At 72.4% G+C, this 11,253-nt stretch carries 12 protein-coding genes; 6 read left to right on the top strand and 6 right to left on the bottom strand.

All coding sequences use genetic code 11. From position 1 onward, the window contains the following. From ABTY98_RS23645 to ABTY98_RS23620, 6 genes are all read right to left on the bottom strand, one after another. A partial coding sequence (locus ABTY98_RS23645; RefSeq protein ID WP_352222941.1) for a helix-turn-helix domain-containing protein occupies positions 1-79 on the bottom strand: 79 nt, incomplete at its 3' end. Between the two features lie 301 nt (positions 80-380). Continuing rightward, positions 381-1,049 (bottom strand): adenylate kinase, encoded by a 669-nt coding sequence (locus ABTY98_RS23640; protein WP_352222930.1) that lies wholly within the window; start codon positions 1,047-1,049, stop codon positions 381-383. A gap of 202 nt (positions 1,050-1,251) precedes the next feature. Then, entirely contained in the window at positions 1,252-2,934 is a 1,683-nt protein-coding gene (locus ABTY98_RS23635; RefSeq protein WP_352222929.1) for a sodium/solute symporter, read from the bottom strand. Continuing rightward, positions 2,931-3,278 carry a hypothetical protein gene (locus ABTY98_RS23630; protein WP_352222928.1) on the bottom strand — a complete coding sequence of 116 codons (348 nt, stop codon included), beginning with the start codon at positions 3,276-3,278 and terminating at the stop codon, positions 2,931-2,933. Before ABTY98_RS23630 ends, ABTY98_RS23635 begins: the two co-directional genes overlap by 4 nt. Next, a complete protein-coding gene (locus ABTY98_RS23625; protein ID WP_352222927.1) occupies positions 3,275-4,051 on the bottom strand; it encodes a LytR/AlgR family response regulator transcription factor in 777 nt (258 codons plus the stop codon). Before ABTY98_RS23625 ends, ABTY98_RS23630 begins: the two co-directional genes overlap by 4 nt. Then, the gene (locus ABTY98_RS23620) at positions 4,048-5,121 is read right to left on the bottom strand and encodes a sensor histidine kinase (RefSeq protein ID WP_352222926.1); all 1,074 of its coding nucleotides are present in this window, start codon (positions 5,119-5,121) and stop codon (positions 4,048-4,050) included. Before ABTY98_RS23620 ends, ABTY98_RS23625 begins: the two co-directional genes overlap by 4 nt. Positions 5,122-5,360: 239 nt before the next feature. Between ABTY98_RS23620 and acs the strand changes: the two genes are divergently transcribed. The 6 genes from acs (at position 5,361) to ABTY98_RS23590 (ending at position 11,167) form a co-directional block, all read left to right on the top strand. Beyond that, positions 5,361-7,331 carry an acetate--CoA ligase gene (gene acs, locus ABTY98_RS23615; RefSeq protein ID WP_352222925.1) on the top strand — a complete coding sequence of 657 codons (1,971 nt, stop codon included), beginning with the start codon at positions 5,361-5,363 and terminating at the stop codon, positions 7,329-7,331. A 47-nt stretch (positions 7,332-7,378) separates the two neighbouring features. Next, positions 7,379-8,584: a beta-ketothiolase BktB gene (bktB, locus tag ABTY98_RS23610; RefSeq protein WP_352222924.1), complete on the top strand. Its 1,206-nt coding sequence runs from the start codon at positions 7,379-7,381 to the stop codon at positions 8,582-8,584. After that, the gene (locus ABTY98_RS23605; protein ID WP_352222923.1) at positions 8,584-8,931 is read left to right on the top strand and encodes a hypothetical protein; all 348 of its coding nucleotides are present in this window, start codon (positions 8,584-8,586) and stop codon (positions 8,929-8,931) included. The genes bktB and ABTY98_RS23605 overlap by 1 nt, the downstream gene beginning before the upstream one ends. Further along, positions 8,928-9,992 carry an alpha/beta fold hydrolase gene (locus tag ABTY98_RS23600; RefSeq protein WP_352222922.1) on the top strand — a complete coding sequence of 355 codons (1,065 nt, stop codon included), beginning with the start codon at positions 8,928-8,930 and terminating at the stop codon, positions 9,990-9,992. The genes ABTY98_RS23605 and ABTY98_RS23600 overlap by 4 nt, the downstream gene beginning before the upstream one ends. After that, the gene (gene fabG, locus ABTY98_RS23595) at positions 9,989-10,819 is read left to right on the top strand and encodes a 3-oxoacyl-ACP reductase FabG (RefSeq protein ID WP_352222921.1); all 831 of its coding nucleotides are present in this window, start codon (positions 9,989-9,991) and stop codon (positions 10,817-10,819) included. The genes ABTY98_RS23600 and fabG overlap by 4 nt, the downstream gene beginning before the upstream one ends. 81 nt (positions 10,820-10,900) lie before the next feature. Further along, positions 10,901-11,167, top strand: coding sequence for a hypothetical protein (locus tag ABTY98_RS23590; protein ID WP_352222920.1), 267 nt, complete (start codon positions 10,901-10,903; stop codon positions 11,165-11,167). Positions 11,168-11,253: the final 86 nt, after the last annotated feature.

Genomic DNA, 11,253 nt, shown 5'->3' with positions numbered 1-11,253 from the left:
ACGTGCGCGACAGCTCGGCCGCCTGCTCGTCCGTGGGGTAAAAGCGGTACTTGAACGCCCGCTTGACCTGCTGCGTCACGCCTCACACCGTATCAAATTCCGTGTGAGTAGCGGGTGTCGGCCGGTGGACGGTGGACGCCGGTCCGCCCTGGCGGCGAACCGGCTTTCCCTGCCCTGCTCCGCAGGAGCTTCGTTTCCTCCCCCGGCTGAAGCCGGGGGTATCCACGAAGGAGAACCCCGATGAACCGGGGGGTGCCGGCCGTCCTCCTGACTCACTCGTCTTTCCTGCAGGCGGAAGCCTGGCGAGGACGTTCGGCCGGTTGCCGTGTTGAAGGCTCGGTCGGAACTCGAGGCACGAAGTGAGCCCGCCCTGGGCTCTGTCAAAGGGGCGCGGGCCCCGTAGCGTGTGCAGCGAATGCGGCCAGGAGGCGTCGGGTGATGTCACCGACGTCCCCGCAGCCGTCGATCTCGTGGAGGACACCGGCCCGCCGGTAGCGTGCGAGCAGCGGTTGCGTCTGCCGTGTGTGGGCCCTCAGGCGCACCCGGGCGGTCTCCGTCGCGTCGTCGCCGCGCTGGACGAGGCGGTGCCCGCAGCTGTCGCACTGCCCGGGGGTGCGCGGCTTCCTGGTGTCGAGGTGGTAGCCGTTCCCGCATCCGCCGCAGATTCGGCGTCCGGTCAGGCGGCGCAGCAGTGTCTGACCGGGGGCGGTCAGGTGCAGGACCGCGGCGAGCCGTCGCCCCTCGCCGGCCAGTGCGCTGTCGAGGGCTTCGGCCTGCGTGAGCGTGCGCGGAAAGCCGTCCAGCACGACGCCCGCCGCGCAGGACACGTCGAGGATCCGATCCAGGGCCATCTCGGTCACCAGGTGGTCCGGGACGAGGTCTCCGCGCCGCATGTGCGCGGCCGCGGCGGTGCCGAGCCGGGTGCCCTGCGCGACATGGCGGCGCAGGAGATCTCCGGTGGACAGATGGGGAATGCCCAGAGCCTGCCGCAGCCGCGCGGCCTGGGTGCCCTTTCCCACGCCGGGCGGGCCGATGAGGAGGAGATCCATGAGGTGCCTTCCGTCGTGCGTGCCGGTGCCCCCACCGTGCTCGGCGGCCCACTGCGCGGGCAAGGACGGTCGGCCGGTGGTGGGCCGGGGACGACGAAAGGTCGTTAGAGCACGGCGAACGGTCGGCCGCCGGCAGACCGTCACGGCCGCCCGGTCACCCTTGCACCTCAGGACGGCAAAGCCGTCAGACGTCAGGCAGATGTCATCGTCCGCGCCGGACCGGCCCCGCGGGTTCGGGCACGTGCATCGCCAGCATGAGGTCCTCCGCGCCGGCGGGAGGCCGCCCCAGCCAGGAGACCACCACCATCGCCGCGAAGGCCAGCGGCACCGACCAGGCAGCAGGCTGCAGCAACAGGACCCCTGGCCAGCCCGCAGGGGCCGCGCGCAGCGCGGAGGCCACCGCGGCGCCGGCGGCCGACACCCCGCCGACCACCAATCCGGCACCGGCACCGGCTGCCGTCAACCCGCGCCACCAGATACCGAGGAGCAGCAGGGGGCAGAGCGTGGACGCGGAGATGGCGAAAGCCCAGCCGACCACGACGCTGATCTCCAGCGAGCGTGCGGGCAACGCCAACAGCACCCCCACCGCGGCCCCCACTCCGACCGTCACCCGTAGATCGCGCAGCGAGCCGGTGAGCAGATCGTGACCGATGGCCCCGGCGACCACCAGCAGCAGCCCGGACGAGGTGGCCAGGAAGGCCGCGTAGGCGCCGGCCGCGACGACCGCCGACAACACGGCGCCCCATGGCGGGCCCAGCACCGCCGCGGGCAGGACCAGGGCCACCATGTCGGTGGGCCCGGTGAGGTACAGCTGCGGGACCGCCGTCCGGCCCAGCAGCCCGTACACGGCCGGGGCGAGGTAGAAGAGGCCGAGCAGGGCCAGGGTGACCACCACCGCGCGGCGGGCGGCCGCGCCGTCCGGGCTGGTGTGCAGTCGTACGAGGATGTGCGGCAGACCGGCCGTGCCCAGGACCGTGGCCACCAGGAGCGACCATGTCTGGAACAGGGGATGTGCGCCGCCGGGAAGGTGGAGGAGGGGTGTGCGCCAGTCGGCACCACCCAGTTCCGCGGCGCCACGCACCCGGGGGACCGTGGATCCTCGGGGGAAGCGCACTCGGGAGCCGTCCGCGACGGCGTGGCGTCCCGGCGCCCAGGTGGCCGTCCGGTCGCCGACGGTGACATGGGTCGGGGTACGCACCTCGAGGACCGCCGGTGTGCGGAACTCCACGGTGGTGGCCTGCGCGAAGTGGGTGCCCTCCTCCGGGTGGACGGCCGCGGACCGCCCCGCCGGCCCGATCGCGATGATCAGCGCCAGTGCGGGTACCGCCAGGAACAACAGCTTCACGGCGTACTGGAAGGCCTGGACGTAGGTCGCCGAGCGCATGCCGCCGAGCGCTACGGTCACAGCCACGACAGTCCCTGCCAGCAGCACGCCCAACGGGTACGGGACACCGCCGAAGCGGGCCAGGATGCGGCCCGCGCCCTGGAACTGCGGCACCAGATAGGTCCAGCCGACGAGCAGCACGGCCATGCCCGCCAGACGCCGGGCGAGCGGCGATGTGAGCCGGTTCTCCACGAAGTCGGGCACGGTGTAGGCACCAGAGCGCCGCAGCGGCGCCGCGACCGCGACGAGCAGCACCAGGAAACCGGCGGTGAAGCCCACCGGAAACCAGAGCACACCGACACCGCTCTCCAACACCAGGCCCGCGACGCCCAGGAAGGAGGCCAGGGAGAGGTACTCGCCGGCGATGGCGGCCCCGTTCAGCGCCGGGGACACGCCGCGGGCGGCGACCAGGAAGTCGCCCGTGCTGCGCACCACCCGCACGCTGAACATCCCGATCCCCAGCGCGGCCAGCGCCACCAGGGAGATCAGGGCGATGGTCATCGCGTCCGCTCCGCCCGCTCGGCACGGCGTAGCAGGAACAGCGCGGCGAGCAGCAGCAGCGGGTAGAGAAACACGCCGACGAGCAGCCAGGACAGCGGGATGCCGGCCAGCCGGATCGTGCCCAGCTGCGGCAGAGTGGCGATCAGGAGCGGCAGGGCCAGCAACAGGGTGGCCAGTGCCAGCACCGTCAAGCCGGCGAGTCGGCGCTGCCGCAGGTAGGCGCGCCGGGCGGCGCGTGCGTCGAAGTCCGGCGGCAGGACCAGGTGCCGACCGGCCGCCGAGCGTCTGGCCAGGGCCAGCCGGGTCTGGGGGCTCACCACCGCCACGCGGCGTGGCCGGGTCATCGCCGCACCCCGCCGACGCGACCCTCCCGGGCCGCGGCGAAGAGCTGTTCCTTCAGCTGCCGGGAGTGGCGGCGGCTGACCGGGACGTCACCGCCCGCCGTGTGCGCGACCAGCTGGCCCACGGCATCGGTCCGCAGGTCCTCGACGGCCCGCAAGGACAGCAGGAAGCTGCGGTGCACGCGCAGGAACCCGGCCGGGTTCCAGCTGCGTTCGAGTGTGGACAGCGGCATGCGGAGCAGGAACCGCCCGTCCCGCGTGTCCAGTCGCACGTGGTCCCCGTGCGCCTCCACGAACCGGACCTGCTCCCGCCGCACGTAGCGGGTGCGCCCCTGCGACTCCACCTTGAGCACGGCCAGGTCGCCGGCCGGTCGGGGTGGTGTCGCGGCAGGAGGGAGGGGCGCGGTGCGGGCCTGGTGGACCCGATCGAGCGCCTGCCGTACCCGTCCGGCGGAGGCGGGCTTGAGGAGGTAGTCGACGGCACCGATGCCGAAGGCGTCGACCGCGTGCTGCTGCGAGGCGGTGACGAAGACCACGGCCGGTGGCCGCGCCAGCCGGGAGAGCACCGCGGCCAGTTCCATGCCGTCCAGTCCGGGCATGCCGATGTCGAGGAAGGCCGCGTCGAACTCGCGGTGCCGCAGCAGCTTGAGCGCGGACATCGCGTCGGGCGCCGCGGCAACCTCGCCCACACCGGGGGCGCCGCGCAGCAGGTGCACCAGTTCGTCGAGGCTGAGCGGCTCGTCCTCCACGACCAGTACGGACAGTTCCCGCGTCATCTCGTCGCCATCCCGGGTCTGGACAGCGGCACCCGGAAGGTGACGCGGGTGCCCGCGCCGGGCGCGGTCTCCACGACCAGCCCGTATTCCGGGCCGTACAGGGTACGAAGCCGCTGGTCGACGTTGGCGATGCCGATCCCGGAGCGTTCGCCCCGCCCGGACAGCACAGCTTCCGCCAGCTCCGGATCCATGCCCGCGCCGTCGTCCTCGACGGTGATGGTGCAGTCGGGGCCCACGGCGGCGCCGATGACGGTCACCGTCCCGCCTCCCGACCGCGGCTCGATGCCGTGCCGGATCGCGTTCTCCACCAGCGGCTGAAGGCTGAGGAACGGCAGCGTCACCGGGAGGACTTCGGGGGCGACCCGCACCGAGGTCGACAGCCGGGAGCCGAAGCGGGCCCGCTCGAGCTGCAGGTACACCTCGATGGCGCGGAACTCCTCTGCGACGGTGGTGAACTGTCCACGCCCTGAGAATGCGTAGCGGGCCAGTTCGGAGAACTGCACCAGCAGATCCCGCGCTCGCTCCGGGTCGGAACGCACCAGGGACGCGATCGCTGAGAGCGCGTTGTACAGGAAGTGCGGCGAGATCTGGGCGCGCAGCCGACCGAGCTCGGCCAGGGCGAGTTCTTCTCTGGCAAGGCCCAGGACGGCCCGCTCCAGAGCCTCGCCGAGCCAGTCCGCGAGCGCCTCCACCTGCTCGCCCACGACCTCGTCACCGGCCGCCACCAGCGCCCCCGTGGGCTCCGTACCGGTGAGCAGCGGCGCGGCGACGGCGCTGCCGGCCCGCGCCGGGCGACCTGAGGCGAGAGCCCGGTCCGCGAGCTCGCGCACGTCCTCGCGTACTTTTCCGGCGGTGCCGAGCGGGCCGGACAGGTCGCACAGGACGACCCCGTCGGCGCCCAGCAGCTTGCGCGCCCGGCGTGCTACGCGGTCGGCGGCCTGCGGCGTGAGGCCCTCGGCGAGCTCGTCGACCATCCCGCGGGCCGACCGCAGCACCGTGGCCACGTCGGCGCCGCCGGCTCTGAGCAGATGACGCCGATGCCTGATCCCGGCCTGGTGGACACCGATCACGTACTCACCGTACGACCCCGCGGCCCGCCGTGCCGTGCACCGCCTGGGCGGCCGTTCGTCGCGCCGCGGGGACCGCTCGTCGCATCCGGAGCGCGGCCCGTCGCAGGGCCCTTCCGGCGGAGCGACGGCAGGCGCAGGGTCGGAACCAGGCATTCCGCCCGGGACCACAGAGGACCCAGGACCGCAGAGGACCGAACCGGCGGAGCCGCGACCACCCCCACGGACAGAGGAGCAACACCGTGACGGACCGCACTCCGCATCCGCTTCCGCTTCCGCAGAGCGACCGGCTGACGACAGCCGGAACCCTCCCCGCGCCGACCGCCTTCCCACGACGTCCTCAGACGGACACCGGGGCCCTTTACGCCCAGGCCGCTGCCGACCGGCTCGGCTTCTGGGCGGAACAGGCCCGCCACCTCACCTGGGACAAGCCGTTCACCACCGTGCTGGACGACACCGAGGCACCCTTCTACCGCTGGTTCACCGACGGCACGCTCAACGCCTCCGCCAACTGCCTCGACCGCCATGTGGCCGCCGGTCTCGGTGACCGCGTCGCCTACCACTGGCACGGCGAGGAGGGCGAGACCCGGACGATCACGTACGCGGGGCTGCTGGAGGAGGTGCAGCGGTTCGCGAACGCGCTCAAGGGACTCGGTGTCTCCGCCGGCGACGTGGTCGGCGTCCACCTGCCGATGATCCCCGAGGCCATCGTGGCGATGCTCGCCTGCGCCCGGATCGGCGCCATCCACAACGTCGTCTTCGGCGGCTTCGCGCCGCGGGCGGTCGGCGAACGGATGACGGCCTGCGCGGCCAAGGTCCTGGTCACTGTCGACGGCTCCCGCCGCAAGGGCCGCATCACCGCCGTGAAGCAGGCCCTGGAGGAGGTCCTGGAAACCCTGCCCGCCCTGGAACACGTCGTGGTCGTCGGCGCCGCCGAGGCGCCGTGCCCCATGCTGCCCGGCCGCGACAGTTGGTACGCCGACCTGTGCGCCTCGGCCGACCCGGAGTGCCCCGCCGTGCCGCTGCCGGCCGAGCACCCGCTGTTCATCCTCTACTCGTCGGGATCCACCGCCGCGCCCAAGGGCATCGTCCACACCACCGGCGGCTACCTGACCGGTGTCTCCTACAGCCACCGGATCGTCTTCGACCTGGCCCCGGAACACGACGTCTGGTTCTGCACCGCCGACATCGGCTGGATCACCGGCCACAGCTACCTGGTCTACGGCCCGCTGCTCAACGGCGTCACCTCGGTGCTCTTCGAGGGCGCGCCCGACCACCCCCACAAGGCCATCTGGTGGGAGCTGGTGGAGCGCTACGGCGTCACCCAGCTGTACACGGCCCCCACCGCCGTCCGGGCCGCCATGAGCTGGGGCGAGGAACTGCCGGGCCGCCACGACCTGTCCTCGCTGCGGCTGCTGGGCAGCTGCGGCGAGCCCATCGACCCCACGGCGTGGCACTGGTACCACCGGGTGATCGGCGGCGGCCGCTGCCCGGTCGTGGACACCTGGTGGCAGACCGAGACCGGCAGCATCATGATCGCCCCGCTGCCGGGGACCACCGTGACCAAGCCGGGATCGGCCACCCGTCCGCTTCCGGGCGTGTCCGCCGAACTCCTCGACGCCGACGGCACCCCGATCACCACCGGGACCGGACTCCTGGCCCTCACCGCGCCGTGGCCCAGCATGCTCCGCACCCTGTACGGGGACGACGAGCGGTATCTCGACACCTACTTCTCCCGCTTCGGCAAGGAGACCTACCTGGTGGGCGACGCCGCCCGGCTGGACGAGGACGGCTGCTTCTGGATCCTCGGCCGGACCGACGACGTGATCAACGTCTCCGGCCACCGGCTCTCCACCGCCGAGGTGGAGTCGGCCGTCGCCGCGCACCCGGCCGTCGCCGACGTGGCCGTGGTCGCGCTCCCGGACGAGCTGACCGGCCAGGCCGTGGTGGCGTTCGTGACGCCGACCGGCGGCCGCCCGGGCGACGCGGCGTTGGAGACCGAGCTGCGCGAGCACATCGCGATCCGTATAGGCAAGCTGGCCCGCCCCAAGAGGATCGTCTGGGCCGCGGACCTGCCCAAGACGCGCTCCGGGAAGATCATGCGCCGCCTGCTGCGCGACCTGCTGACCGGCCAGGCCACCGGCGATGTGACGACGCTCGGAGAACCGGACGTGATGGCCGCCCTCACCGCCGTGACCCACCCCACCCACTGATCACCCACCCCACCCGCTGACCGCACGACACGAGAACTGGCATCCCCATGCACAAGCACACCAAGCGCGGCATCGTCGTCCTGAGCGGTGTCCGCACCCCCGTCGGAAAGTTCGGCGGTGCGCTCGCCGAGGTCCCCCCGGCCGATTTGGCCACACTGGTCACCCGCGAGGCGCTGCAGCGCAGCGGCCTCGTCCCCGAGGACACCGGACAGGTGGTCTTCGGCCACGTCATCCCCACCGAGCCGCGCGACCTCTACCTGGCCCGGGTGGCCGCCGTGCAGGCCGGACTGCCGGTTTCGGTCCCGGCGATGAACGTCAACCGGCTGTGCGGCAGCGGCCTGCAGGCTGTCGTCTCGGCCGCCCAGAGCATCGCACTGGGCGACTGCCAGGTCGCGGTGGGCGGCGGCGCCGAGGCGATGAGCCGCGCTCCCTACTGGCTCCCGCAGGCCCGCTGGGGCGCCAGGATGGGGGACGGCCGGATGCTCGACGCCATGGTCGCGGCGCTCACCGATCCCTTCGACGACATCCACATGGGCGTCACCGCCGAGAACGTCGCCGAGCGCTGGGAGATCTCCCGCGAGGACCAGGACCAGCTGGCGCTCACCAGCCACCGCCGGGCCGCCGCCGCGACCGCCGAGGGCCGCTTCACCGACCAGATCGTCCCGGTCGACGTCCCCACTCGCAAGGGCACCGTCCGGGTCACCACCGACGAGCACACCCGCCCCGGCATCACCGAGGCCGACCTCGCCAAGCTGCGCCCGGCCTTCAGGCCCGACGGCACCGTCACCGCGGGCAACTCCTCCGGCATCAACGACGCGGCCGCGGCGGTCGTTCTCGCCGACGCGGCCGCCGCCGGCGAACGCGGCCTGGAGCCGCTGGCCCGCCTCGTGGCCTACCGCCATGTCGGGGTCGAGCCGGCCTACATGGGCATCGGGCCGTCCCCCGCGATCAGCCGCCTGCTGGAGGACACCGGTCTGAAGGTCGACGACATCGACGTGTACGAGGTCAACGAGGCGTTCGCCGCCCAGGCCCTCGCCGTGACGCGCGAGCTCGGCCTGCCGCCCGAGCGCATCAACCCCAACGGCAGCGGCATCGGCCTCGGCCATCCGGTCGGCGCCACCGGAGCCGTCCTCACCGTGAAGGCCCTGCACGAACTGCGTCGCATCGGCGGCCGCTACGCCGTGGTGTCCATGTGCATCGGCGGCGGCCAGGGCATCGCCGCACTGTTCGAACGTGAGGGAGGAGACCGGTGATGGCCGCCGACAGCCCGTTCGGCGACTGGGCCCAGAAGCCGTTCCGCGACTGGTACGAGGCCATGGAGCAGCAGGCCGCCAAGACCACCGAGCAGCTCGTCTCGGGCGGCCCCTTCGCCGAACTGCTGGGCCTGACCGCCGGCAACTTCGCCGCCCTGACCCGCATCAGCGGCGACACCTGCGACCTGATGCTGCGCAACATGCGGCTGGCGGGCCGGGCGGACGTGTCCCGGCTGGGCCGCCAACTCGCCCGCACCGAGGACAAGTTGGAACGCGTACTGCAAGAGGTCGAGGACCTGCGCGACCAGCTCCCGGACCGCGCGGCCGGTGAGGAGGCGGGGCCATGACCGCCGGTCACCCCTTGCGCCCGGCCAGAGTGCTGGCCGAGACCGCCAACCTGATCCTCACCGCGGACCGGGCGAACGTCGCGGCCACCCCCCGCGACGCCGTCTGGACCCATCGCACGACCACGCTCTACCGCTACCGCAGCGACCGGCGCCGCCACCCCGTCCCGGTGCTGCTGGTGTTCGCGCTGATCAACAGGCCGGACGTGTTCGACCTCAGGCCGGGGAACTCCTTCGTGGAGTTCCTGCTCGCCGAGGGGTTCGACGTCTACCTGCTCGACTGGGGCGTCCCCGACGAGGAGGACGCCGACCGGGGCCTGGAGCACTACGTCTGCGACCAGTTGCACTGGGCGGTACGCCGAGTGCTGCGCAGCTCCGGCAGCGACCGGCTGTCCCTGGCCGGCTGGTGCATGGGCGCGGCGTTCACCGCGATGTACGCGGCACTGCACCCGGGCGGCCCGGTCGTCAACACCGTTTTGCTCACCATGCCGTACGACACCGAGGGCAGCGTGTACCGACGCTGGGTCACGGCCGACACCTACGACGTGAGCGCTCTCGCGGACCTGCGGGTCATCCCCGGCCACGCCATCGACTGGGCGAACAGGATGCTCAAGCCGGTGGGCAACTACGTGACCACCTACCGCAGGCTGTGGGACCAGGTGGAGCAAGGCTCCGTCGACCGGGAGGCGTTCCAGTCGATGGCACGGTGGGTGGCCGACAATCCGCCATTCCCGGCCCGCGCCTACCGGGAGTGGATCACCTGGCTCTACCAGGACAACCGCTTCGCCGCGGGCACACTCCGCCTGCGCGGGCGCCGGGTCGACCCCGCCAGGATCGACGCCGCCGTCCTCGTGGTGACCGCGGCTGACGACCACATCGCCCCGCGTGCGGGCACCGTCCCCTTCCTCGACCGCGTCGGCTCCTCCGACGTCACCCACTTCGACCGCCCGGGCGGACATATCGGCCTCATGGCCGGTTCCAAGGCCCGGGACCGGATCTGGCCCGACATCGCCGACTGGCTCACCGTCCGCTCGGCCGCCACCCCCGCAAGGAGCACCTCGTGACCATCACCGCCCCCCTCGCCCCCACCACCGTCGGCCAGAGCCTGCAGGACCGGGTCGCACTCGTCACCGGCGGCACCCGTGGCATCGGCGCCGCCATCAGCCGCAGCCTGGTCGGCGCGGGAGCCACGGTCGCCGCCGCCTACGCCGGCAACACCATCCGCGCGCGGGACTTCCTGGACGAGTGCCGCTCCGAGTTCGGGACGGAGAACGAGCGGGTCACCGCCCACCAGTCGGACGTCGGCTCCGCGGACCACTGCCGCCGCCTGGTCGCTGACGTCGTCGAACGCCACGGCCGTATCGACATCCTGGTGAACAACGCCGGCATCACCATCGACCGCACGGCGGCCCGCATGACCGACGACGACTGGCAGCAGGTGCTGGACGTCAACCTCTCCGGTCCCTTCTATCTCGCACAGGCGGCGCTCGGCCGCATGGTGGAGCGGGGCTCGGGCCGGATCGTGATGATCTCCTCGGTGATCGGTGAGACCGGCAACATCGGCCAGGCCAACTACGCGGCCACCAAGTCCGGCCTCTTCGGCCTCACCAAGACCCTCGCCCGGGAAGCTGCCTTCCAGCTGGCCAAGTCCGGCCGCCAGGACCCCTACGGACCCGGCGTCACAGTCAACGCCGTCACCCCAGGCTTCATTGCCACCGACATGCTGGAGCACATCCCGGCCAAGGTGCTCGACCGCATCGTCGGCCAGGTCCCGCTGGGCCGGCTCGGCCGTCCCGAGGAAGTGGCCCGGCTGGTGCGCTTCCTGGCCGACGACGCCTCGGCCTACATCACCGGACAGGTCTGGGGCGTCAACGGAGGCCTCGACATGTGAACCGACAACTCCCTTCCCGCGCCCCCGCGAGGGAAGGGCCATCCCACACAACCCACCCCACAGGAGGTATTCATGCAGGGCATGAGAGCAGAAGAGTACGGCGCCACGTTCGACGCGGCCGTACGCGACCTGGTGGACATCCAGGACAAGTGTGGTCACGCCGTCAAGCAGACCGGCCTGGCCGTCGTCGAGGCCTGTGAGAAGTCGGTGGTCGCCGCGGTCCGCGCCCAGGAGCAGACCTCGCAGGCGGGTGCCGACTGGGCTGCGGACGCCGTGCGCACTCAGACCGGCCTCGCGAAGGAACTCAACGCCGTCTCACTCGGCGTGTTCCGTCAGCTCCTGGGCTGACCCGAGGGCCTCGCCCAGCCGGTGGCCGCCGCCGTGCAGGCCACCGGCTTCCGCTGGACCGAGTCCACTCCGCCACCTCGGGCAGA

The organism is Streptomyces sp. NPDC096040 (assembly GCF_040303265.1).
GTDB lineage: Bacteria > Actinomycetota > Actinomycetes > Streptomycetales > Streptomycetaceae > Streptomyces.
The sequence above is the reverse complement of the archived record's forward strand: the minus strand, read 5'-3'. Positions and strand labels throughout refer to the sequence as shown.